A 21462-nucleotide genomic window follows, 5' to 3' on the forward strand; every position below is an offset into this window, starting at 1 on the left:
AATGGAAGACCTGGACAACGCTCTCGACTCTGAGAGCGGCTACACTGGCGCACGGCGGATTGTGATTTTCTCCCTGCTGCTGTTTATGGCGCTTGGCGTCTGGGCATGGTTTGGCGTGCTGGACGAAGTCTCCACCGGGACCGGGAAAGTGATCCCCAGTTCGCGTGAGCAGGTTTTACAGTCGCTGGACGGAGGGATACTCACTGAACTCAACGTACACGAGGGGGATCAGGTGCAGGCCGGACAAGTTCTGGCACGGCTTGACCCTACCCGATCCGAATCTAACGTTGGTGAAAGTGCGGCGCGCTACCGGGCCTCGCTGGCCTCCAGCGCACGTCTTTATGCGGAGGTGAACGATCTCCCGCTGAAGTTCCCCCCTTCGCTGGCGAAATGGACCGATCTGATCGGGGCCGAAACGCGCCTTTATAACTCACGTCGTGCGCAACTGGAGGACACTCAGCGGGAATTGCGTTCGGCATTAGATCTCGCCAACAAAGAGCTGGCGATCACCCAACGGCTGGTGAAAACCGGTGCCGCCAGCCACGTGGAAGTGCTGCGACTGCAACGGCAAAAAAGCGATCTTGAACTCAAGCTCACCGACGTGCGCTCGCAGTATTACGTGCAGGCGCGCGAGGCGTTATCCAAAGCGAACGCAGAAGTGGATATGGTTTCGGCGATCCTCAAAGGACGCGAGGATTCCGTGGCCCGTCTGACGGTGAAATCTCCGGTGCGCGGGATCGTGAAGAACATCAAGGTCACCACCATCGGCGGCGTCATTCCGCCGAACGGTGAGCTGATGGAGATCGTGCCGGTGGACGATCACCTGCTGATTGAAACCCGCTTGTCGCCGCGCGATATCGCCTTTATCCACCCGAACCAGGAGGCGCTGGTCAAAATCACCGCCTACGATTACGCCATTTACGGCGGGCTGCACGGCGTGGTCGAAACCATTTCGCCGGACACCATTCAGGACGAAGCTAAGCCGGAAGTGTTCTATTACCGGGTGTTTATCCGCACCAGCCAGGATTATCTGGTGAATAAGGCGGGCAGGCATTTCTCCATTGTGCCGGGGATGATTGCGACGGTGGACATCAAGACCGGGGAGAAAACGGTGCTGGATTATATGATTAAGCCGTTTAACAGGGCGAAAGAGGCGTTGAGAGAGCGGTAAGACTCCCTGTTATATGAGGAGGAACATAAGAATGCGGTGGTCATTCCGTTCATTTTACGTTCCCTGCTACTCTGTCACCCTATTACCAATGAGCGCTCCAGGGTGGCTCAATCGCCAGCAAAATCTGGCATCGGGATTGGCACCCCGGTGAAACTTAATGGCGGCGTGGCCTTTTGTTGCGCCGTGAGTTTAGCAACAGCGCCCTTTACGCAGAATGAGATTCTTTAAGCGTCCATTGCTTTGGCGTTTTGCCTGTATAAGCCCGGAAGATAGCAATAAACGCGCTGACGCTGCTATAACCGCATGATAGCGCAATCCACCCTACTGGTTTTCCGGCGGCCAGCCACTCCATCGCCCGGACGACACGGGCAAGCTGCCTCCAGTTAACGAAATTCATACCTGTTTCAGCACGGAATCTTCGGTTAAACGTACGCACACTCATTCCCGCGTGACGAGCGTGGTGCTCAACCGTGTGATTATCATCGACACATTGCATCAGGTGACGGGTCACCTTGCTGAGCCTTGAATCCGCAGGCATGGGCAACAAATAGCGATTCCGCGCGGAACGAGCCAACTCATCCAGCAGAACAGAGAGCATCCGCGGATCATGTTCGCTTCCCTGTTCGCTGAGACGCATAAAAAGCGCACTGGTCAGGTCATCGGCATCAAACAGCGTAGTTTCGCCAGGCAATGCGCTACAGCATGCTGAATCAAGATAAAGCGAGCAGCCTTCAATGGCGCTTTCAGAAGAGGCAGCATGAAGCTGACCCGGCGGGACCCATACAATGTGTTTCGCCGGTACAACCGAGCGCCCTTTGTGCGTCTCAATGACCATCAGACCTGTCGTAATTCGACAGAGCTGTCCGGCTTCATGACGATGCCATTGCGTATGATGACCTGTGCGATGGCGCAGTAACTCAGCAGTAAGCATGATAATGGCCGAAAATCGTTATTCATTGTCGTATTACAGAAACTACGTCATTGGCTGTCAAGGATAATGGGGGCTCATCATCAAAAGGAGCGCAACCATGAACATCATTAATACTCTCTTATCCGCCACAGACAGCGTAACGCTGCGTCAGAAAACCGAAGCGTTTCTGACCGCATTATTTACAGGCAATCTTGATCCAGCGGAAGTTTTCTCTCCTGATTATCAGCAATACACCGACGGCAACCTGCTTGATTTTCCGGGTTTTGTGCAACATCTTAGCCACATTCGTCTGCACACCCGCAGCGTAACATTCAGGGTTGTACAGGCTTGTTGCAACGACACTCTTCTGGCGGATCGGCATATCGTTACGGTCGTTTATCCTGGAGGGAATCAGGCGGAGATTGAGGTGTATATGTTTGCAACGCTGCGCGAGGGGAAAATCTGTCGGATAGATGAAGTCACGCGGTTAATCAATGGCGAAATGAGTGACCGCGCTTTGGCTCACGCAACCCACTGACGTTACTCAGCCGGAAGTGTCGGGGCGTTAATATACACCCCAACGTAGCGCACAAATTTCCCGATAAACACCCCCGCAAAGACACCGCCAGAGAGGATCGCAAAGGCGCTCATGGCGGGCTGCTGCAGCGTTTGCGGGGAAATAGCGCTTGTCACGCCCAGTACATATTTCACCAGAAACGCCAGCATCATAAAGGGCAGCGCGGTGTAATCAGCCTGACGGGAAATACTGCGCGGCGCAGCGGCACGGGTCACCGCGTTTGTCTTAATCAGCACATAACCCAGCGCCGCGCCCGCGAGAATACCCGCCATCCACAGCGTGACGGTGGCAATGGTCAAATCGCGATAAACCACCAGATCGTAAATATCCCAGACCAGAAAAATCGCCGGAATGAGGGCTAATTTCTCCAGCGTCACGGTGGCAGGTTTGCGGGCCTTGATACCGCGGGAGATCAGAAAAACAAACAGAACCCACACCCAGACGGGCGTGTGCGTCACAATACCGGTAAGGAATTCAAACATGGGATTCACCATGGCGATCGCGGCCATTACCGCACCGGGTAAGTATTGCGCATAACGGCGTAACCGCCATCATGCGCACGTCAGTTACAGTGACACTTTCAGGCGTCTGACCGCCTCTTTCAGTTGTTCATCCGTTGGGGTAACGAATGACATGCGCAGCGTCGTGTGGTCCGGCTCGTTACAATAGAAGAATTCGCCAGGCACAAACACCACGCCGTTGCTTAACGTTTTCTCCAGCCAGCGCGTGGTATTAATGTCAGTGTTCATTTTCGCCCACAGGAACATCCCGCCTTTTGGCTTGTGGAACGACATCACATCCCCCAGCTCCGCTTCCAGCTCGCTCGCGAAGGTCTGGTATTTCTGGCGATAGGCTTCACGGATCATGTTGATTTGATCGGCCAGACGGCCGGTTTTCAAATACTCGTATGTCATCAGTTGCGACAGCGTGCTGGTATGCAGATCCGTGGTTTGCTTGAGATTGACCACCGCGCGCTTCAGCCACTCCGGCACGATCACCCAGCCCACACGCGTACCCGGTGCCAGAATTTTGGAAAACGTAGAGGTATAAACAACGTTATTTTCATTGCCAATCGCTTTTGCGTGCGCAATTAACGGGCTGAAAACTTCATCGGTATAATTAATTTCGCTGTAAGGATCATCTTCAATAATGACGAAATCATATCGCTTCGATAATTCTACCAGTTGTTTACGACGCGCTTCAGAAAGCGTTACACCGCCAGGATTACCAAATGTCGGTACAATATAAACCGCTTTAATGGTTTTATTTGCCACCAGAGCTTCAAGCTCGTCGACTTTCATTCCGTCGCCATCTGTCCCTACAGACTCAAATTGCGCCTGTGCCAGGCCAAATACCTGTAATGCAGCAAGATACGTAGGTCTTTCTACGACAACGGTATCACCCGGATTAATTAACGCGCGCGCCAGCACGTCGAGAGACTGCTGCGAGCCGGAAGTAATGACGACATCATCGGCCTTACAGGCAATACCACGTCCCTCGCAGATGCGTTTAATTTCCTCGCGCAGACCCGGTACGCCTTCCGTCAGTCCATACTGGAAAGCCTCGCCAAAATGCTGTGATAACACAGCATCCGCAGCAATTTTTAGCCCTTCATGGTCGAACAGATCCGGGTTTGGAATACCGCCCCCCAGCGAAATCACGCCCGCCATTTTGCTATGTTTTAATAATTCACGGATGGCAGATGATTGCAGGCCCTGCGCGCTGCTGGCGAGTTTGTTTGCAGACATTCTTCGATTACCTTCTTTTTTATATTGTGCCCAATCTTAGCAGAATATGGGCGATAAATTCCGTTAGCTTCGGGAGCGGCCGTAAATCCTGACGCCACAACAGATGCACCGGCCTCGGTTCCGGAGTGAAATTCTCCAGCACCCGCACCAGCCTGCCGCTTGCCAGCTCTTCCGCCACCAGCACTTCCGGTTGCAGCAACAGCCCTGCCCCGGCTCTCGCCGCCATCCGCAGCCCGTAGCCATCGTTGCATCTTAAAATCGCGTCCCGCTTCCAGCGCACCTCTCCTTCCACGCCCGGCAGCCGCCACTCGTTGCGCGCGGTCCACACCGTGTGAGAAAGACACAGATGATCCACCAGATCGGCAGGCGTTTGTGGCGTGCCGTGACGCGCTAAATAGTCCGGTGCGGCGCAGATCACCATCCGGTAGGGGCACAGGTATTTCGCCACCAGATCGTCGTTGCGAATGTCACCGATACGGATCGCCAGATCAACACCTTCATCCACCAAATCGACCATCCGGTTAGTGAGATCCAGCTCCACCCGCACTTCCGGATAGCGCTGTAAAAACGTGGCGGTTAACGGCGCAATCACACAGCCACCAAATGAGGTCGGTGCCGTCACGCGCAACGTTCCGGCGGGAGTAGCACGCAGCCGCTCGACCGCGCGCTCAGCAATGGAGAGCTGCTCCAGTACCCGCTTCGCCTCTTCAAACCAGACGCGCCCGGCATCCGTCAGGCTCTGGCGGCGCGTATTGCGTTCCAGCAGACGCGTGCCAAGCTGCGATTCCAGCCACGCAATGTACTTGCCCACCATCACCGCCGACATCTCCAGCCGGGCTGCCGCGCCCGTAAAGCTCCCGCTTTCAACTACGGCGATAAACGTTTCCATGCCGCGAAGTTTATCCATATTCCGAATCTCTGGTTAGCAATCCTCTAACTTTAGCCCAGTTTATCTGCATTTTAATTTATTAAAGAATGAAAGCTCACAACGTAAGGAGTCTGCTATGAAAATCGTCATTATTGGTGCCAGCGGTACGGTCGGTCGCGCCGTAACGGAAGAGTTGGAACGTCGCCATGAGGTGATCCGGGTGGGTCGCACGCAGGGCGATCATCAGGTAGATATCACCTCACAGGCGAGCGTACAGGCGCTGTTTGAAAAGATCGGCCCGGTGGATGCGATTGTGTCTGCCAGCGGTGGTCTCTACTTCGGCCCGCTGGAAACGATGAAAGACAGCGATTTTAACCAGGGGCTGCAGGATAAGCTGCTCGGGCAGGTACGCCTGGCGTTGACCGGGCAACACTACCTGAACGAAGGTGGCTCGATAACACTGATTAGCGGTATTGTGGCGCACGAGCCGATAGCCCAGGGCGTGAATGCCACCACGGTAAACGCCGCGCTGGAAGGGTTTGTTCGCGCTGCTGCCTGTGAGCTGCCGCGCGCTATCCGCATCAATCTGATTAGCCCGACGGTGCTCACCGAATCCGCCGAAGCGTACGACGGCTTCTTCCCCGGCTTTGAAAGCGTCCCCGCTGCAACGGTGGCACAGGCCTATCGCCGCAGCGTGGAAGGGGTGCAGAGTGGGCGGGTATATAAAGTGGGTTATTGATCCTTACGGGCGGAGATGAGCACCAGCATCGGGCGCTCTGCCTCTTCAGCCAATGCAGGCCAGGCGTCAATTTGCGCCTGCGTTGGTCCCCACTCATTGACTTCGCTTATTGTTAATCCGGCCTTGATCAGCGCGTTAAGCGTGGTGCCCAGCGTACGGTGGTATTTTATCACCCCGTCCGCCAGCCAGTTGCTGACGCGCTGGCTTTCATCCTGATAATGGTTCACGCCCCAGAACCGCTCGCCGCTGTCGTCCGTCAGCCAGCCCTGACGGGAGGCGCAGGTGTAAATCGGGTGCTCCATTGAAAAGACCAGGCTACCGCCGGGTTTGAGCGCGCGCTGAACATGGGCGAATAACGTGTCCAGTTCCGGCAGGTAGTGCAGCGCCAGCGAACTGTAGACCAGATCGAGGGTGTTCTCGTTGAGCCTGAGAGATTCCAGATCGCTACGCTGATAGTGAATCTGTGGATCGGAGGTAAGCTCCGCTGCACGGGCGAGCATCTTTTCGGAGATATCTACGCCCGTGACGTCAGACGCGCCCAGCTCACGCGCCGCGCGGCAGAACCAGCCATAGCCGCAGCCGAGATCGATAACCGCTTTGCCGGTTAAATCCGGCAGCATTGCCCTGAGCGCAGGCCACTCCGGCGCGCCGTCCAGCCCCTGCACCGAGCGCGGAAGCTGAGCGTAGCCTTCGAAAAACGCCGGGTTGTCGTAGATGTTTTGTGCCATGGCAGATCCCTCTTTAAGAATGTGCCTGGCAGTATACGGCATTGCCGGGTGGCGCTGCGCTTACCCGGCCTACGATTTGAGGGGTTTGGTTGGCCGGGTAAGGCGAAGCCGCCACCCGGCACCCATCAGCCCACCGAGCCCCAGACCAGATTCCCTTTGTGGAACGTTGCGGTACGCGGAGAAATGCGCGCCACGGCTTCGGCAGAGCAGGAGGCATCCACCAGCACAAAGCTGGCGTCATCCTGCGCTTTCGGCCACACGCGTTCACCCTTTTCGTTCAGCGGCAGCACGTCGCCTGTGGCGATACCTAATGCGCGGGAAAGTGTCTGCTCGTTCGGGCGGATATAGAGTTGCGCATAGAGGTTGGCTTTTTCCAGCATGTCTCCCAGCCCATACGGCGACCAGTGGTCGATCACGCTGTCGGTACCGGTCATGACAAACACGCCTTTATTCCGCAGTTGCTTCAGCGGCATGTGCAGGGTGCCGATGGGCACGGTAGAGGCAATGGTCACCTGCTGCGCCGCCATGCGGGTGGCGATCTCATCCACCTGCTGCTCGTTGAGCGTCGCCAGCGCAAAGGCGTGGCTAATGGTGAGTTTGCCCTTCAGTTCCGGCGTTTTCTCGACGGTTTCCACCATATAGTTCACCGCCGCCACGCCCGCCGGGCTGGTTTCGTGCAGGTGGATATCCACCCCTTTGTCGTAATCCAGCGCAATCTGGAACATAGTGTCGAGGGATTTTTCCATCGCGCCGTCCACGTTGGTCGGGTCCAGCCCCCCCACGTAATGCGCCCCGGCCTGCATCGCCTCGCGCATCAGCTTTTCAGAATTCGATAACAGCAATCCGTGCTGCGGGAACGCCACGATTTCACAGTCAAAACCTGCGCCCCGGCGCGCCAGCACCGCCTGCAGATTTTCCAGGTTTTTCAGGCCGGAAACCGGCTCAATATTGCAGTGGCTGCGGGCGATGGTCGAACCTTTCGACTGGAGCAGATCGATTAACTTTTCCGCGCGTTGCTGGGTATAAGGCTGTAGCTCCGGCAGCAGCTTTTGCTCAAGACGGATCATATCCTGAATGGTCGTTCCCGCCGGGCGATTGAGCGAACGCCACGGGCCGCCGTAAAACGTTTTATCCAGATGGATATGCATGTCGCGCATGGCAGGCAGCATCAGCTTTCCGCCTGCATCATAGTGCGGCAGGGTGGCGTCGGCGTGGCTTTTGTTATCGCGCAGGACGATGATTTTGCCGTCTTTAATCTCCAGCGTTTTTAGCTCAGTGCGGGTGCTCGTCGCCACGCCGCCGTCGAAATTAAATCCGGCCTCCAGCAGCACATTATCGAGGTAATAGTGTTTTGCGGTGATGTTCATCGGTTTGCCCGTTTCGCAGGTTGGCTTCGTGGTATCCGCAGCATACGCGACGGAACCTGTAGCGCCAAACAGCGCGCAGGCGGTAACCATTTTGCCGCTCTGGCTGATAAACTCGCGGCGGCTTTTGTTTTCACTCATCTTATCTTCCTTCATTCACAATATGGGTGCCGGTTTCCCCGCGCAGCGCCGCGGGCAGGCAGTCCGGCGAGGTGATGATCACGCGTCTGCCGCCGTGATGCAGGAATTCCAGCGAGGCGACGATTTTCGGCAGCATGCTGCCCGCCGGAAAATGCCCTTCTTCCCTGTAGCGCGTCATCTGCGCCACGTTCACCGTGCTCAGCGCCTGTTGATTCGGCTTGCCGAAGTGGATGCACACTTTCTCCACGCCGGTGGTGATCACCAGCACGTCGGCGCGGATCTCACGCGCCAGCAGTGCGGTGGAGAGGTCTTTATCAATCACCGCGTCAACGCTCTGGTAATCTCCCTGTTCAGTGCGAACCACCGGAATACCGCCGCCACCTGCGCCAATCACCACGAAGCCTTTTTGCGTCAGGGTTTTGATCGCATCGGCCTCGACAATGCGCAGCGGCTGCGGGGAGGCCACCACGCGGCGATAGCCACGTCCTGAATCCTCAACGAAATGCCAGTCCGGGTGCGCACGTTGCAGCTCGTCACGCTGCGCCTCGCTGAAAAATGCGCCGATCGGTTTCGTCGGGTGCGTAAAGCCAGGATCGTGTTTATCCACCTCCACCTGCGTGACCACCGTCACCGCTTTTTGCTCCCCGCGCGTCGCCAGGCGGTTGTTGAGCGCCTGCTGGATCAGGTAGCCGATACCGCCCTGGGTGTCTGCTACACAGTTCGCCAGCGGCGTCAGCGGCAATCCTTCCCGCTCGTGAGCAATCTCGGCGCGGCGAAGATCCAGCCCCACCTGGGGGCCGTTTCCGTGGGTGAGCACAATGTCATAGTCGGAGGCCAGCATCTCCAGCACGGAGTCAGCCACCGCCTTTACCGCCTGCGCCTGATGCTCAACCGACTGGCTGGCGTTGTCTTTGATAATGCTGTTGCCGCCAATGGCGACGACCATAAGCTCTTTCATACCTGCTCCTTCGCAACGGTGCCTGCTTCAGCGCTCGCCGCTTCGCGGCTGTCGAGCACATGCTTCATCACAAACATGCCGCCCATCATCAGGTAGGCCGTAACGAACATCAGCGAACTGCCTTCGGCAAAGCCCACCGCTGGCGCATGGATCACGCCAAACAGCGCCAGCAATGCACCGACCGCCGCCGCCACCGCGCCGCGCAGCGGTTTGTTGATAATGGCGAAGATGGCGATACAGCCCCAGAGCATACTGGCAAGCGGTGCGCCGTTGCCCAGATGCACCAGCCCTTCGTAATAGATGCCTTTGCTGTGCAGTACATCGGTGCCAATTTTCGCGGCATTCGTCCCCGCCGCGCCCATCACACTGTTCATCATGGTCAGCGCCCAGTTGGCGATCCACGGGAACAGGCAGATGAAGATAACGGGCACCTCCACTTTTGGCGTTTCCCTCACCACCTGGTTGGCGGTGACAACGCCGATAAACACCAGGATCGGCACAATGGCAGTCATCGGAATGATGGCGAGCATAAACGCCCCCAGCCCGAACAGCGGCACGATGAACATGGTTACACCAGAGGCCAGCGTGTAGCCGATGCTGGCTCCCATCGCTTTCCAGCCCGCGTGGCCGACGTAGACCGTCACCGGGAACGGGTTACCCATCAGGCAGCCGAGCATCGACGCCAGACCGTTCGCCAGCATCACCTTGCGGGTCGGGTACTCATCCCCCGCCGCGTGGGCGCTTTCGATGTTTTCCAGGTCAAAAATGTAGTTTGCCAGCCCCAGCGGAACCGCAGACGCCAGATACGGCAGCGCGTGCGGCAAGCCCTGCATAAAGCCTTCGATATGCACGGACGGCGGGTTAAAGCCGAAGGAGGACATGGACGCTTTAATGGCATCCGGGCTTTGCAGACCGGAGATCCACGCCAGTGCCGTACCGGCAATCAGCAGAAGCAGGCCCGTCGGGATTTTGGCGAAGATTGGCTTTTTGCCAAACCAGTTGATGAAGATCAGCAGCAGAACAATAAACGACACGGTGGGCGCTTCGAACGCCTGGAGCATCGGGTTCATCGCCAGCAGCAGCAGGCCCAGACCAGACAAGCACGACAGCAGCACGGTACGCGGGATCATCTTGCGAATGGTTTCCCCCAGGAACGAACCGCCCGCCAGGATCATCGCTTCGACAAAGCACCACACCAGACCGATCTGAATGGCGAAATCGGCGTCACCGGTTTGCTGATAAACCGGCATCAGGACCAGGAAGGTCACGGTAAAAATCGACGGTGCGCTGGGGCCGGACGGCAGTGCGGTAACGTCCGTTCGCCCGCTCTGGCGCGCCATCTGCAGGCCAAACCACGCATAGCAGACGCTCGCCACCAGCACCGCCAGCCCGAAGGCTGGCGCGATGCGTCCATAAACAATCTCCTTCGGGATGCCGACGACAAAAATGAGCAGCCCCATCATGGTCAGCAAATTGGTCAGGTTGTTGGTCATCAACCCGAAATACGCCGCCCAGTCACCTCTTTTCCACTCCAGTTTCATGTTTTTCATGGATGCATGCCTTATAAAAAGTAGCGATCGCGGAAGGTCAACAGCGCCTTTTCAAAACAGCTAAACGGCGGGTGAACGATGCCCGCCCCAATCATGCCGATACCGGCGTCTTTGTGAGCAATGGCGGTGTTGATCACCGGCAGAATGCCGCTGCCCGCCACTTTCGTGATGTCAATGGCGGTCGGGATGCCCATAAACGAGAGCAGCGGAATGGTGACGTTCGGGTTTTCGCCGAGCGTGATTTCACGCATCTGGCGGGAGAAGTCGATGGCTTCATCCACCGTACCGCCCACCAGCGCCACAATCGCCGGAGCCGTTGCCATCGCAAAGCCGCCGATGCCGTAGGTTTCGGTGATGGCGCTGTCGCCGATATCCAGCCCGGAGTCTTCCGGCTTGTAGCCTGCGAACATCGGGCCAATCACCTGCTGCGCCGGACCGGTGAACCACTGCCCCGGCAGGCCGGAGATGCGCAGGCCGAACTCGTAGCCATTGCGCGCCATAGTGGTGACCACGGTGCTGTACTCAATGCCGTGGGCGGCATCCAGCGCGGCTTTGCACATTGCCATCCACGTCGGGCCGGAGAAGTAGTCGCTGCTGGCGACAAACTCAAACACCTCGCGCTGCTGCTCGACCGGATAGCCCGCCTGAATCAGCCCCGGCGTCAGCGCCTGGATCAGCAGCGTGGTGCCCGCGTTGTTGCGATTGTGGCACTCGTCGCCCATGTGCAGCGCCTGGGCCAGCATCAGGCGCAGGTCGATTTCACCGATAATCTTCATTGCGTCGCGCAGCATCGGGCCGAGCACGTCGCGCATCCAGTTCAGGCGGTCGATCACGCTCTGGTCGTTAGCCCCCATACGCAGAATTTTTGCCATCTGCTCGCTGAGGTTGGTGAACGCGCGGTTGCCGTAGGTTTTGTTCTCAACGATGTGCATAAACATCGATGCGGAGGTGACGCCCGCCATCGAGCCGACGCAGTCGTGCTCGTGGCACGGCGAAAAGGTGATCTCTCCAGAAGCGGCCACCCGTTCGGCATCTTTAATATCTTTCGCCAGCCCTTCAAACACCAGCGCCCCGGTGACTGCCCCTTTCATGGCTCCGCACATGTTTTCCCAGGAGACAGGCGGGCCTGCGTGCAGAATGGTGGTGCGGGTCATTCCCGGCACAACGTTAATGGCCTGGTCGTAACCCACCAGCACCGGATGGGACTGAATAATGCGCTCAAGCGCAATCTTATTGGCGGCGGCGATTTTATCGGCCAGCGGTTTAGCCGCCAGTTGATCGAGGGCTTCCACCACCTGCATATTGCCCTGTCCCGGCGGCGTCCAGTCCAGTTGAGTCACGGGCACATGCTGTTTTTTGAGGTCGTCGCTAAACATCGCAATGCCGACGTTAATCACATTCAGCGGCTGGTTAAATAAAGTCGTCATTATGCGTTCTCCCCTTTGCAGACAAATTCACGCGCCAGTAATCCGGTATTGGTACTGCTGCTGGCCCAGATGACGCCCGCATCGGTCAGCAGCTGACACTGCTGCGCCAGCGATGGCAGATCCCGATCGGTGCCGAGCACATAGCCGAGAATGTCCAGCGGACGGTTATCGGCCTTCGCGATTGCCTGCGCCTCTTTGATGGCGTCAATCATTACGCCCACCGGATCGTCGTGCGCGCCGAAGCCCAGCACAAAGTCCATGACAATCACGCCCACTTCCGGGTCACGTGCCTCCTGTAACAGGCGGCTGATGCGGTTGGTCGGGTCGATCATCGGATGCGGTTTGCCGTTGGTGAAATCATCGTCACCAAAGTCGAGGAAGGTATGGGCTTTACTGACGTTGATATCGTCCAGCCGTTTCGCCGGATCGGGCTGGATGTTGCTGTAAACATCGTCGTACTTCTCAAGTGCGGCAAACATTGCTTCGTCGCACAACGTGCCGCCGCAAAACAGGCCGCGAATGTACTTCTGTTGCGGGGTCAGGCGGGCGCGCACCTCTTCGATTAACGGCCAGTTGAGTGGGTGCAGATCGAGGGACTCTTTTTTGATGCCGGTAAGCAGAACCGCTTTTAGCGCAGCCTCTTTGGTGCCGCGTGCAAACTGCAAACCGTCTTCATCAGCAGGCGGTTCATTTCGACCGAGGAAGCAGACCACCACGGGCTTGCGGCAGGCGCGCGCACGGGCCAGCACCTTTTCAGCCACGGCTGGCGCTGGCGGCTTGGAGATGAGCGCAATCACCTGCGTGCCCTCGTCCGCTTCCAGCATGTCGATGGCATCGAGCATCATCAGGCCGCCGATTTTTTCACTGAGATCGCGCCCGCCGGTGCCAATCAACTGCGACACGCCGCCGCCGAATTCGTGAATGCGCACGCTCAGCTCCTGGCTGCCGGTGCCGGATGCGCCGATAATCCCAATCGGCCCACGGCGCACCGCGTTGGCGAAGCACAGTCCCGCGCCGTTGATGATGGCGGTGCCGCAGTCTGGCCCCATCATCAGCAATCCTTTCTCATGCGCCAGTTGTTTTAACGCCAGCTCATCGTCGAGCGACACGTTATCGGAAAACAGCATCACGTTGAGATCGTTTTCCAGTGCCTGACGAGCTTCGCGGGCGGCGAAGGTGCCGTTGACGGAAATGACCGCAAGGTTGCTGTCCGGGCGATGGGTTTTCGCGCTGGCAATCGTGGCGTAGCGCGCTTCATGGGAACCTGCACTCTCTTTACGGGTGAATAACGCTTCAATGGCCGCCAGCGTTTCATCATTCGCCGCGTCGCCTTTTATGACGATCATCAGGTCGCCGTTTTTGGCATCGCTTAATTCCGGCGTTAACAGCCCGAGGTTTTTTAATACGCCTTTGTTCATATCCGTCGCCATGGCCACAAATGCCTGTTCAACACCCGGCAATTTATTGGCTTTGGTGGACACCGACATTAATGAGACCGAATCAAAATAAGTATTCTTTTTTATGACGATTTTGGTTGGCATTATTTTCTCCTGAATGCGGATAAAAGGGGGCCGCCATCGTGCAAAATGCACGACGGTTGAATGCTTTTTTAATACGTGACCAGCCGGAAAAGGCTGGTCAAATAAATTATGCGCCCGCCGCCAGCAGCAGGTCAGCTATCGCATGGAAGCCTTTTTCCCGCGCCAGTTCGAGCGGGGTTTTGCCGTATTTGTCGGTCATGTGTGGGTTCGCGCCGTTATCCAGCAGCAGTTTCACAATCTCCTGCTGTTTCGCGCCGCCGTCGTTTAATACGATGGCTTCCAGCAGCGGTGTCCAGCCGACGAAGTTGGTGTGGTTGACGTTGATATCCGTTTTCGCCAGCAGTTCACGCACGATCTCCACGTGGCCTTTTTCGCTGGCAGGCGTAATGCCGACACCGCCAAAGCGCGTCAGGCGATCCAGATCCGGGCCGGCGGGTAATACAATCCGCAGCAGGGTTAAATCATTGGTCAGGCAGCTAATGAGAAAAGGGTTAAAGCAGGTTTGATCCTGTTTATCAATGTCTGCACCCGCGGTAATTAAAAACTCCACACAGGAATAATGCTTATTCAGACTGGCGATAATAATGGCGGTTCTTTTCTGGCGGTTAGTGGCATTGATATCCACGCCTTTATCCAGGCAGGCTTTTAGCGCATCAACGTTGCCTTGCTCTGCCGCCAGCAGAAATTCAGTAACGAGTTCGTTTGCAGACATATTCAGACTCCCGGTGTTTTTATTTCTGATGACCTGAGAATAGCAACAGCCTGGTCATAAAAGAATCCGCTTAAAAATGATTCATCGACAGTCAATTCATTGTTGAGTTAAATTTAACAGTTCAGCGAAAACGTGCGCCTGTGCAACCTTTTTCTTATGTTTCACCGCTTTTTCGCCCGTCACACTGCATTATGCTTATGGCTGAAAAAGCCTTGCACGGCGCGGCTCGCAGCAAAGAGTCAGAATTGTGACCGGCATCAAATACGTTGTAACGGCGTTGTTAAAATATGTTCAAAACTGATGGCAACCAGGAGCTGTGATATGAATTCCATCTTTACCGAAGAGAATTTACTGGCATTCACCACAGCGGCACGCTTTGGCAGCTTCAGCAAAGCCGCCGGAGAACTTGGCGTCACGACCTCCGCGATCAGTTACACCATCAAGCGCATGGAGACCGGGCTGGACGTGGTGCTGTTCGTGCGCAATACCCGCAGCATTGAACTTACCGAGTCCGGCTTTTACTTTTACCGTAAAGCCACCGACCTGCTGAACGACTTTCACGCCATCAAGCGCGGGATTGATACGATTTCACAGGGGATTGAAGCGCGGGTGCGCATCTGTATTAATCAGCTTTTGTATACGCCACGGCACACCGCCCGACTGCTGCAGGTGCTGAAAAAACAGTTTCCCACTTGCCAGATCACCGTCACCACCGAGGTGTATAACGGCGTCTGGGATTCCATCATTAACAACCAGGCGAATATCGCCATTGGTGCGCCGGACACGCTGCTCGACGGCGGCGGCATTGATTACACTGAGATTGGTGCCATTCGCTGGGTCTTTGCCATCGCGCCAGAACACCCGCTGGCGTTTATGCCGGAGCCGATTGCAGAAAGCCAGCTGCGCCTGTATCCCAACATCATGGTGGAGGACACCGCCCACACCATTAATAAGAAGGTCGGCTGGCTGCTGCACGGGCAGGAGGCGATTCTGGTGCCGGATTTCAACACCAAATGCCAGTGTCAGATCCTGGGCGAAGGGATTGGATTTTTACCGGAGTATATGGCGCGGGAGGCGGTAGAAGAGGGTTTGCTGGTGACGCGGCGCATCAATAACCCGCGTCAGGATTCGCGTATGTTGCTCGCCACACAGCATGCGGCAACCGGCCAGGTCACGCGCTGGATCAAACAACAGTTTGCGCCAGAGGGCGTTCTGACCGGGATCTACAGCGATTTACTCTGGCGCGCTTAGTTTTTGGTCTGAACCCAAAAGGCGTGGATAAGGCCAGGGATGTAGCCCAGCAGCGTCAGAATGATGTTCAGGATAAACGCCCAGCCAAAGCCTTTCCCAAGCAACACGCCCAGCGGCGGAAGGATGATTGTAAAGACAATACGCCAAAAACCCATAATTTCTCCGTACAAGCAAAAGTCATTGTTAAAAAAGAGATTTAATCTCTAAGCGTAGCCATAATATCGGCAACTGCCATACTGCTCTCAGGCTTTTACCTGCCTTTACCCTCTTTACACTGGCTTAAACTGTACCCTGCGCCAGACCTGAGCTAAGGTGAAGAACACGATGATGAGGAGGTGCTATGTTTTCTGTCGGCGATTATGTGCAACCGCGTAAAGGCGGCCCGAAACTGAAAGTGCTTGAAGTGAATGGCGATAGCATTGTGGCAGTTCAGGCCAGCAATGAACAAGGCGAGAAGTTTACTCTTAAAGCGGCGGAGGTTGCGCCGTACACAGAAGAGGGCGACTTTGGCGTCTGCTAAACAGGCAACCGGGCGGCGTATACCGCCCGGCTTTCTGATCAGATCAGGAAATCGTCCAGTGATTTACCGTTTGCCAGCGCATTGGCGATTGGCTTCGGCGTGCGGCCCTGACCGGTCCACGTTTTCTCTTCACCGTTCGCGTCGATAAAGCGATATTTCGCTTCGCGCGTTTTACGTTTTTTCACCTGATGACCCCCCTGAAGCAGTTCACTGCTCAGCAGATCGCTTGGCGAAATACCATCGGCTTTCATCAGTTCCAGCAGGGCGTTAATTTTATCCTGCTGCTCAGCACGCTGCTGTTCAAGCTCCGCTTGCTCGCTGCGTTTTTCTTCAGTGACAATCCTGACTTTTTCCAGAACTTCTTCCAGAACGTCCATGGATAATTCACGCGCCAGCGCACGAAGCGTGCGGATATTATTAAGATTCTGTAACGTCAAAGACATATTAATTGAAAACCTTTAATTGATGGATCAAACGAAAAATCAGACCAGAGGATAATTCATTTCATCTGTAATATCTACCCATAGGCTCTTTTTGCTAATATTGTAAATATTTTAAAGTATTTAAATTATATATCCGAGAAGAGGCATGCATGATTCTTCAGGTATTAATCATGCCATCAATATAATCTGCTCACTTTTCACTCAATCGAGGGAGGCCCGCACAGTGGGAAAATCCCCCTGTGCGAAATAAAAATAACCCATTGATTTAAATAACCAAAATAAGAAACGGGAAAGAAAATAACGAAGCGAGTAAAAAACAGGCAACCCTGGAGGATTTTATGGGAAAAACGGCATTAAATAAAAATTAATCGCTAATTGCTAGTTCAAAGCCAGAGATATACTCTATACACACCAAACAAAGCAATCTAAACCACTACCTGGATTAGAAAAAACGCCCCTATTATGCGCTTCTCAAGGAGTTCAGACATGTTCTCACCGCAGTCACGCCTGCGCCATGCGGTAGCGGATACCTTCGCGATGGTAGTTTACTGTTCCATCGTGAACATGCTGATTGAAATATTTCTCTCCGGAATGACCTTCGAGCAGTCGCTTTCCTCTCGCCTGGTGGCGATCCCGGTCAATATCATTATTGCCTGGCCTTATGGTTTATATCGCGACGCGATCATGCGCTTTGCCCGTCGCATTAGCCCGGCTGGCTGGGTGAAAAACCTGGCAGACGTGCTGGCATACGTGACATTCCAGTCCCCGGTTTATGTCGCTATTCTGTTGACCGTGGGCGCAGACTGGCATCAAATCGCCGCAGCGGTCAGCTCTAATATCGTGATTTCGATGTTGATGGGCGCGGTATATGGCTACTTTCTCGACTATTGCCGTCGCTTGTTTAAAGTCAGCCAGTACAACCAGGCAAAAGCATAAGGTGAGGCGACTGGCTCATGCCAGTCGCAGGCTTATTGGACGTCGCCAAACAGTCCCTTCAGAAAACGTTCCAGCGCCATACGCGAGCTGAAACCATGCGGAATACCATAATGTTCATGCGTTTCTCCGCCTAAATAGAGCGGAAATTGCTGATAATGATCGCAGGTTTTAATATCCGAGGCAGGTTCAGCAAATGACAAACTTCTGTCTTTTAACGTTGGGTGAATAATCAAAGCCGTGCGCCCCATTCTCGCTTCACGGTTGACGTAAACATAATTCTCGCCACGGCGATATCCATAGGCTTTTGTGGTCACTGCATCCATGATGAATCCCGCTTTTTCAAGAACGCGCGCCACCTCATCGGGTCGTAAATACATATCTCTTCCTCGTTATCTTTTCCTGCCCGGCAACCTTACAGTATTCAGCATTAGCAGGGCTTTCAGAATATTCCATAAACGGCCTGATAACCCGTGACTCACTTCAGCGATTAAATTCCTGGTCTAAACTTAACGGGAATGCAAAATTATGGAGGATCGTATGTTTAACAGACCGAACCGAAACGATATTAACGACGACGCCCAGGATATTCGTAACGATGTCAGCCAATTAGCGGATACGCTGGAGGAAGTGCTGAAGTCCTGGGGAAGTGACGCGAAGGATGAAGCAGATGCCGCAAAACGTAAGGCTCAGTCTTTGCTACGCGAAACACGTGCCCGGATGAACGGCCGTTCACGTGCAACGCAGGCGGCATGCGATGCGGTGAGTTGCGCCAGCACCTTTGTTCGTGAAAAGCCACTTTGTACGCTCGGTACAGTGGCCGCCGTGGGGATCTTTGTCGGTGCTCTGCTCAGCTTGCGTAAATAAACGCGGAATACTGCGCATCCGCCCCGGTCGCCTCTGGCTCCGGGGCTTTTCTTTGTCTGAATCCCTGAAAAACCCGTACAGCCTGCCCTGCCGCGCTGTGCTCATCATCGTGGCCATATCAATCTAAATTTCCCATATCTTGTATGGTTGAAACTTATCACAACTACATCTAGTATTCCCTTTAGCAAGCCACACACAACCTGACGCGACGAATCGCGCCGCCCTTTTATTCTAAATGGAAATACGAATCATGAGCATTATTATTTACACTCGTAACGATTGTGTTCAGTGCCACGCGACCAAACGCGCAATGGAAAGCCGCGGCGTTACGTTTGAGATGGTGAATGTTGACCTGGTCCCGGATGCCGCCGATACCCTGCGTGCGCAAGGCTTCCGCCAGCTGCCGGTCGTTGTCGCAGGCGAAACCAGCTGGTCTGGGTTCCGCCCGGACATGATTAACCGCCTTGCCGCTCAGGCCGCCAGTGCATGAGTGGGCTGGTCTACTTCTCCAGCAGCTCGGAGAACACGCTCCGCTTCATTGAGCGCCTCGGGCTGCCCGCGATACGTATCCCGCTTAACGAGCGGGAACGTATTCAGGTAGACGAACCTTACATTCTGATAGTGCCCAGCTACGGCGGCGGTGGAACCGCGGGAGCCGTGCCTCGTCAGGTGATCCGCTTTCTCAACGATCCCCACAACCGGCAGCGCATTCGCGGCGTGATCGCGGCGGGCAATCGCAATTTCGGCGATGCGTTTGGCCGCGCCGGGGATGTCATCTCTCAAAAATGCGGCGTGCCGTATCTCTATCGTTTTGAACTGATGGGGACACAGCAGGACGTAGAAAACGTGCGTAAAGGAGTGAACGAATTTTGGCAACGACAACCGCAGAACGGGTAATTCAGGCGACACCGGATTACCACGCATTGAACGCGATGCTCAACCTCTATGACCGCGAGGGACGCATCCAGTTTGGCAAGGATCATGAGGCGGTGGACGCTTTTTTTGCCGCTCACGTCCGTCCTAATAGCATGACCTTTGGGAGCCAAAGTGAACGTCTCGACTACCTGGTTAAAGAGGGCTATTACGAAGAGCGGGTGCTGACGCGCTACGATCGCGCCTTCGTGGTGAAATTGTTTGAGCGCGCGCACGCCAGCGGTTTTCGTTTCCAGACCTTCCTCGGCGCATGGAAGTATTACACCAGCTACACCCTGAAAACCTTTGACGGTAAACGCTATCTGGAGAGCTTTGAGGATCGCGTGGTCATGGTGGCGCTGACGCTGGCGCAGGGCGATGAAACGCTGGCTGTGCAACTGACCGACGAAATCCTTTCCGGCCGCTTCCAGCCTGCCACGCCGACCTTCCTCAACTGCGGTAAAGCCCAGCGTGGCGAACTGGTCTCCTGCTTCCTGCTGCGTATTGAAGATAATATGGAGTCGATTGGCCGCGCGGTGAACTCGGCGCTGCAGCTTTCGAAACGTGGCGGCGGCGTGGCCTTTCTGCTCTCAAACCTGCGTGAAGCGGGTGCGCCGATTAAGCGCATTGAGAACCAGTCCTCCGGCGTGATCCCGGTGATGAAAATGCTGGAAGATGCCTTCTCCTACGCCAACCAGCTTGGTGCTCGTCAGGGTGCAGGGGCGGTTTATCTGCATGCGCACCATCCAGACATTCTGCGCTTCCTCGATACCAAACGCGAAAACGCCGACGAAAAAATTCGTATCAAAACCCTGTCGCTTGGCGTGGTGATCCCGGACGTTACCTTCAGGCTCGCCAAAGAGAATGCTGAGATGGCGCTCTTCTCGCCTTATGATATCGAACGAATTTACGGCAAAGCCTTTGGCGATGTGGCCATCAGCGAGCTGTACGATGAGCTGGTTGCTGACGATCGCATTCGCAAAAAACACATTAACGCCCGCGATTTCTTCCAGACGCTGGCTGAGATTCAGTTCGAGTCCGGGTACCCGTATATCATGTACGAGGATACGGTAAACCGCGCTAACCCGATTGCCGGGCGCATTAACATGAGCAACCTGTGCTCGGAGATCTTGCAGGTTAACAGCGCGTCCACCTATGACGAAAACCTGGACTACGCGGACATCGGCAAAGATATCTCCTGCAACCTCGGGTCGCTGAATATTGCCCACACCATGGATTCCCCCGACTTTGGCCGCACGGTGGAGACCGCCATCCGCGGGCTGACGGCGGTATCAGACATGAGCCACATCCGCAGCGTGCCGTCCATTGAGGCAGGCAACGCCGCGTCGCACGCCATCGGGCTTGGGCAGATGAACCTGCACGGCTATCTGGCGCGGGAAGGCATCGCCTATGGCAGCCCCGAAGGGCTGGATTTCACCAACCTCTATTTCTACACCATCACCTGGCATGCGCTGCATACCTCGATGATGCTGGCGCGCGAGCGTAATCAGCGCTTTGCGGGCTTCGAGCAGTCGCGCTATGCCAGCGGGGAGTATTTCAGCCAGTACCTTGAAGGTGACTGGCAGCCGAAAACCGAAAAAGTGCGCGCGCTGTTTGCCCGTGCGGGGATCGTTCTGCCCACGCGCGAAATGTGGCAGCAGCTGCGTGATGACGTGATGCGCTACGGCACCTACAACCAGAACCTGCAGGCGGTGCCGCCGACCGGATCGATTTCCTATATCAACCACGCCACGTCGAGCATTCACCCGATTGTGTCGAAAATTGAAATTCGTAAGGAAGGCAAAACCGGGCGCGTTTACTACCCTGCCCCGTTTATGACCAATGAGAACCTGGCCCTGTATCAGGACGCGTATGAGATCGGCCCGGAAAAAATCATCGATACCTATGCCGAGGCGACAAAGCATGTGGATCAGGGGCTGTCGCTGACGCTCTTCTTCCCGGACACCGCCACCACGCGGGACATCAACAAAGCGCAGATCTACGCCTGGAAGAAAGGCATTAAAACGCTCTACTACATTCGCCTGCGCCAGCTTGCGCTGGAAGGCACCGAAATTGAAGGCTGCGTGTCCTGCGCGCTGTAA

General features: G+C 55.5%; 24 protein-coding genes. 10 read left to right on the plus strand and 14 right to left on the minus strand.

The annotated features are described in order from the left end of the window. The first annotated feature begins 1 nt into the window (after position 1). Positions 2 to 1171 (plus strand): beta-barrel domain-containing protein, encoded by a 1170-nt coding sequence (locus EoCCA6_RS06420; RefSeq protein ID WP_152084412.1) that lies wholly within the window; start codon positions 2 to 4, stop codon positions 1169 to 1171. 205 nt (positions 1172 to 1376) lie between these two features. Here EoCCA6_RS06420 and EoCCA6_RS06425 read toward each other — a convergent pair whose 3' ends face one another. Then, the gene (locus EoCCA6_RS06425; RefSeq protein ID WP_152081961.1) at positions 1377 to 2102 is read right to left on the minus strand and encodes an AraC family transcriptional regulator; all 726 of its coding nucleotides are present in this window, start codon (positions 2100 to 2102) and stop codon (positions 1377 to 1379) included. 97 nt (positions 2103 to 2199) lie between these two features. Between EoCCA6_RS06425 and EoCCA6_RS06430 the strand changes: the two genes are divergently transcribed. Beyond that, positions 2200 to 2619: a nuclear transport factor 2-like protein gene (locus EoCCA6_RS06430; protein ID WP_152081962.1), complete on the plus strand. Its 420-nt coding sequence runs from the start codon at positions 2200 to 2202 to the stop codon at positions 2617 to 2619. A 2-nt stretch (positions 2620 to 2621) separates the two neighbouring features. Here EoCCA6_RS06430 and EoCCA6_RS06435 read toward each other — a convergent pair whose 3' ends face one another. The 3 genes from EoCCA6_RS06435 to EoCCA6_RS06445 form a co-directional block, all read right to left on the minus strand. Beyond that, on the minus strand, positions 2622 to 3140 hold the full coding sequence (locus EoCCA6_RS06435) for a DUF6622 family protein (protein WP_152084413.1): 519 nt from the start codon (positions 3138 to 3140) through the stop codon (positions 2622 to 2624). Positions 3141 to 3224: 84 nt separating this feature from the next. Beyond that, entirely contained in the window at positions 3225 to 4406 is a 1182-nt protein-coding gene (locus EoCCA6_RS06440; RefSeq protein WP_152081963.1) for an aminotransferase-like domain-containing protein, read from the minus strand. A 19-nt stretch (positions 4407 to 4425) separates the two neighbouring features. Beyond that, positions 4426 to 5313 carry a LysR family transcriptional regulator gene (locus EoCCA6_RS06445; RefSeq protein ID WP_152081964.1) on the minus strand — a complete coding sequence of 296 codons (888 nt, stop codon included), beginning with the start codon at positions 5311 to 5313 and terminating at the stop codon, positions 4426 to 4428. A gap of 97 nt (positions 5314 to 5410) precedes the next feature. Here EoCCA6_RS06445 and EoCCA6_RS06450 point away from each other — a divergent pair, with 97 nt between their 5' ends. Beyond that, on the plus strand, positions 5411 to 6013 hold the full coding sequence (locus EoCCA6_RS06450) for a short chain dehydrogenase (RefSeq protein WP_152081965.1): 603 nt from the start codon (positions 5411 to 5413) through the stop codon (positions 6011 to 6013). Here EoCCA6_RS06450 and EoCCA6_RS06455 read toward each other — a convergent pair. The 7 genes from EoCCA6_RS06455 to EoCCA6_RS06485 form a co-directional block, all read right to left on the minus strand. After that, positions 6007 to 6741 (minus strand): class I SAM-dependent methyltransferase, encoded by a 735-nt coding sequence (locus EoCCA6_RS06455; RefSeq protein WP_152081966.1) that lies wholly within the window; start codon positions 6739 to 6741, stop codon positions 6007 to 6009. The two genes, EoCCA6_RS06450 and EoCCA6_RS06455, sit on opposite strands and share 7 nt — an antisense overlap. A gap of 125 nt (positions 6742 to 6866) precedes the next feature. Continuing rightward, entirely contained in the window at positions 6867 to 8246 is a 1380-nt protein-coding gene (locus EoCCA6_RS06460) for an amidohydrolase family protein (RefSeq protein WP_152081967.1), read from the minus strand. A gap of 1 nt (position 8247) precedes the next feature. Beyond that, positions 8248 to 9204, minus strand: a complete 957-nt coding sequence (locus tag EoCCA6_RS06465) for a carbamate kinase family protein (RefSeq protein ID WP_152081968.1) — start codon at positions 9202 to 9204, stop codon at positions 8248 to 8250. Then, positions 9201 to 10754: a xanthine permease gene (locus EoCCA6_RS06470; protein ID WP_152081969.1), complete on the minus strand. Its 1554-nt coding sequence runs from the start codon at positions 10752 to 10754 to the stop codon at positions 9201 to 9203. The genes EoCCA6_RS06465 and EoCCA6_RS06470 overlap by 4 nt, the downstream gene beginning before the upstream one ends. 11 nt (positions 10755 to 10765) lie before the next feature. Continuing rightward, the gene (locus EoCCA6_RS06475; RefSeq protein WP_174779594.1) at positions 10766 to 12181 is read right to left on the minus strand and encodes a YlbE family protein; all 1416 of its coding nucleotides are present in this window, start codon (positions 12179 to 12181) and stop codon (positions 10766 to 10768) included. Next, positions 12181 to 13722 carry an acyl-CoA synthetase FdrA gene (fdrA, locus tag EoCCA6_RS06480; protein ID WP_152081971.1) on the minus strand — a complete coding sequence of 514 codons (1542 nt, stop codon included), beginning with the start codon at positions 13720 to 13722 and terminating at the stop codon, positions 12181 to 12183. Before fdrA ends, EoCCA6_RS06475 begins: the two co-directional genes overlap by 1 nt. A gap of 106 nt (positions 13723 to 13828) precedes the next feature. Continuing rightward, positions 13829 to 14434, minus strand: a complete 606-nt coding sequence (locus EoCCA6_RS06485) for an ankyrin repeat domain-containing protein (protein ID WP_152081972.1) — start codon at positions 14432 to 14434, stop codon at positions 13829 to 13831. 321 nt (positions 14435 to 14755) lie between these two features. Between EoCCA6_RS06485 and EoCCA6_RS06490 the strand changes: the two genes are divergently transcribed. Further along, on the plus strand, positions 14756 to 15685 hold the full coding sequence (locus tag EoCCA6_RS06490; protein WP_152081973.1) for a LysR substrate-binding domain-containing protein: 930 nt from the start codon (positions 14756 to 14758) through the stop codon (positions 15683 to 15685). On the opposite strand, the gene EoCCA6_RS06495 is transcribed toward EoCCA6_RS06490, so the two are convergent. After that, on the minus strand, positions 15682 to 15840 hold the full coding sequence (locus EoCCA6_RS06495; protein ID WP_152081974.1) for a YqaE/Pmp3 family membrane protein: 159 nt from the start codon (positions 15838 to 15840) through the stop codon (positions 15682 to 15684). The two genes, EoCCA6_RS06490 and EoCCA6_RS06495, sit on opposite strands and share 4 nt — an antisense overlap. Positions 15841 to 16025: 185 nt before the next feature. On the opposite strand from EoCCA6_RS06495, the gene EoCCA6_RS06500 reads away from it, so the two are divergent. Further along, the gene (locus tag EoCCA6_RS06500) at positions 16026 to 16205 is read left to right on the plus strand and encodes a hypothetical protein (RefSeq protein ID WP_152081975.1); all 180 of its coding nucleotides are present in this window, start codon (positions 16026 to 16028) and stop codon (positions 16203 to 16205) included. Positions 16206 to 16243: 38 nt separating this feature from the next. Here the strand turns inward: EoCCA6_RS06500 and stpA are convergent, their stop codons facing one another. Continuing rightward, entirely contained in the window at positions 16244 to 16648 is a 405-nt protein-coding gene (gene stpA / locus EoCCA6_RS06505) for a DNA-binding protein StpA (protein WP_152081976.1), read from the minus strand. Positions 16649 to 17134: 486 nt separating this feature from the next. Between stpA and alaE the strand changes: the two genes are divergently transcribed. Further along, the gene (alaE, locus tag EoCCA6_RS06510; protein ID WP_152081977.1) at positions 17135 to 17584 is read left to right on the plus strand and encodes an L-alanine exporter AlaE; all 450 of its coding nucleotides are present in this window, start codon (positions 17135 to 17137) and stop codon (positions 17582 to 17584) included. A gap of 32 nt (positions 17585 to 17616) precedes the next feature. On the opposite strand, the gene EoCCA6_RS06515 is transcribed toward alaE, so the two are convergent. After that, the gene (locus EoCCA6_RS06515) at positions 17617 to 17961 is read right to left on the minus strand and encodes a DUF2002 family protein (RefSeq protein ID WP_152081978.1); all 345 of its coding nucleotides are present in this window, start codon (positions 17959 to 17961) and stop codon (positions 17617 to 17619) included. Positions 17962 to 18121: 160 nt separating this feature from the next. On the opposite strand from EoCCA6_RS06515, the gene EoCCA6_RS06520 reads away from it, so the two are divergent. From EoCCA6_RS06520 to nrdE, 4 genes are all read left to right on the plus strand, one after another. Further along, positions 18122 to 18448 carry an ElaB/YgaM/YqjD family protein gene (locus EoCCA6_RS06520; RefSeq protein ID WP_152081979.1) on the plus strand — a complete coding sequence of 109 codons (327 nt, stop codon included), beginning with the start codon at positions 18122 to 18124 and terminating at the stop codon, positions 18446 to 18448. Positions 18449 to 18698: 250 nt separating this feature from the next. Continuing rightward, positions 18699 to 18938: a glutaredoxin-like protein NrdH gene (gene nrdH, locus EoCCA6_RS06525; protein WP_152081980.1), complete on the plus strand. Its 240-nt coding sequence runs from the start codon at positions 18699 to 18701 to the stop codon at positions 18936 to 18938. Continuing rightward, the gene (nrdI, locus tag EoCCA6_RS06530) at positions 18935 to 19345 is read left to right on the plus strand and encodes a class Ib ribonucleoside-diphosphate reductase assembly flavoprotein NrdI (protein WP_152081981.1); all 411 of its coding nucleotides are present in this window, start codon (positions 18935 to 18937) and stop codon (positions 19343 to 19345) included. Before nrdH ends, nrdI begins: the two co-directional genes overlap by 4 nt. Further along, positions 19318 to 21462, plus strand: coding sequence for a class 1b ribonucleoside-diphosphate reductase subunit alpha (gene nrdE, locus EoCCA6_RS06535; RefSeq protein ID WP_152081982.1), 2145 nt, complete (start codon positions 19318 to 19320; stop codon positions 21460 to 21462). The genes nrdI and nrdE overlap by 28 nt, the downstream gene beginning before the upstream one ends.

Origin of the sequence: Enterobacter oligotrophicus, assembly GCF_009176645.1 — a bacterium.
GTDB lineage: Bacteria > Pseudomonadota > Gammaproteobacteria > Enterobacterales > Enterobacteriaceae > Enterobacter > Enterobacter oligotrophicus.

Bases quoted from the DNA above. Each gene is read 5' to 3' on its own strand.
- EoCCA6_RS06455 (WP_152081966.1), bottom strand. From the start codon at position 6,741: ATGGCACAAAACATCTACGACAACCCGGCGTTTTTCGAAGGCTACGCT.
- EoCCA6_RS06485 (WP_152081972.1), bottom strand. From the start codon at position 14,434: ATGTCTGCAAACGAACTCGTTACTGAATTTCTGCTGGCGGCAGAGCAA.
- EoCCA6_RS06420 (WP_152084412.1), top strand. From the start codon at position 2: ATGGAAGACCTGGACAACGCTCTCGACTCTGAGAGCGGCTACACTGGC.
- EoCCA6_RS06465 (WP_152081968.1), bottom strand. From the start codon at position 9,204: ATGAAAGAGCTTATGGTCGTCGCCATTGGCGGCAACAGCATTATCAAA.
- EoCCA6_RS06460 (WP_152081967.1), bottom strand. From the start codon at position 8,246: ATGAGTGAAAACAAAAGCCGCCGCGAGTTTATCAGCCAGAGCGGCAAA.
- EoCCA6_RS06450 (WP_152081965.1), top strand. From the start codon at position 5,411: ATGAAAATCGTCATTATTGGTGCCAGCGGTACGGTCGGTCGCGCCGTA.
- EoCCA6_RS06520 (WP_152081979.1), top strand. From the start codon at position 18,122: ATGTTTAACAGACCGAACCGAAACGATATTAACGACGACGCCCAGGAT.
- EoCCA6_RS06435 (WP_152084413.1), bottom strand. From the start codon at position 3,140: ATGTTTGAATTCCTTACCGGTATTGTGACGCACACGCCCGTCTGGGTG.
- EoCCA6_RS06495 (WP_152081974.1), bottom strand. From the start codon at position 15,840: ATGGGTTTTTGGCGTATTGTCTTTACAATCATCCTTCCGCCGCTGGGC.
- nrdH (WP_152081980.1), top strand. From the start codon at position 18,699: ATGAGCATTATTATTTACACTCGTAACGATTGTGTTCAGTGCCACGCG.
- EoCCA6_RS06500 (WP_152081975.1), top strand. From the start codon at position 16,026: ATGTTTTCTGTCGGCGATTATGTGCAACCGCGTAAAGGCGGCCCGAAA.
- stpA (WP_152081976.1), bottom strand. From the start codon at position 16,648: ATGTCTTTGACGTTACAGAATCTTAATAATATCCGCACGCTTCGTGCG.
- EoCCA6_RS06470 (WP_152081969.1), bottom strand. From the start codon at position 10,754: ATGAAAAACATGAAACTGGAGTGGAAAAGAGGTGACTGGGCGGCGTAT.
- EoCCA6_RS06440 (WP_152081963.1), bottom strand. From the start codon at position 4,406: ATGTCTGCAAACAAACTCGCCAGCAGCGCGCAGGGCCTGCAATCATCT.
- EoCCA6_RS06425 (WP_152081961.1), bottom strand. From the start codon at position 2,102: ATGCTTACTGCTGAGTTACTGCGCCATCGCACAGGTCATCATACGCAA.
- alaE (WP_152081977.1), top strand. From the start codon at position 17,135: ATGTTCTCACCGCAGTCACGCCTGCGCCATGCGGTAGCGGATACCTTC.
- EoCCA6_RS06515 (WP_152081978.1), bottom strand. From the start codon at position 17,961: ATGTATTTACGACCCGATGAGGTGGCGCGCGTTCTTGAAAAAGCGGGA.
- EoCCA6_RS06475 (WP_174779594.1), bottom strand. From the start codon at position 12,181: ATGACGACTTTATTTAACCAGCCGCTGAATGTGATTAACGTCGGCATT.
- EoCCA6_RS06490 (WP_152081973.1), top strand. From the start codon at position 14,756: ATGAATTCCATCTTTACCGAAGAGAATTTACTGGCATTCACCACAGCG.
- EoCCA6_RS06445 (WP_152081964.1), bottom strand. From the start codon at position 5,313: ATGGATAAACTTCGCGGCATGGAAACGTTTATCGCCGTAGTTGAAAGC.
- nrdI (WP_152081981.1), top strand. From the start codon at position 18,935: ATGAGTGGGCTGGTCTACTTCTCCAGCAGCTCGGAGAACACGCTCCGC.
- EoCCA6_RS06430 (WP_152081962.1), top strand. From the start codon at position 2,200: ATGAACATCATTAATACTCTCTTATCCGCCACAGACAGCGTAACGCTG.
- fdrA (WP_152081971.1), bottom strand. From the start codon at position 13,722: ATGCCAACCAAAATCGTCATAAAAAAGAATACTTATTTTGATTCGGTC.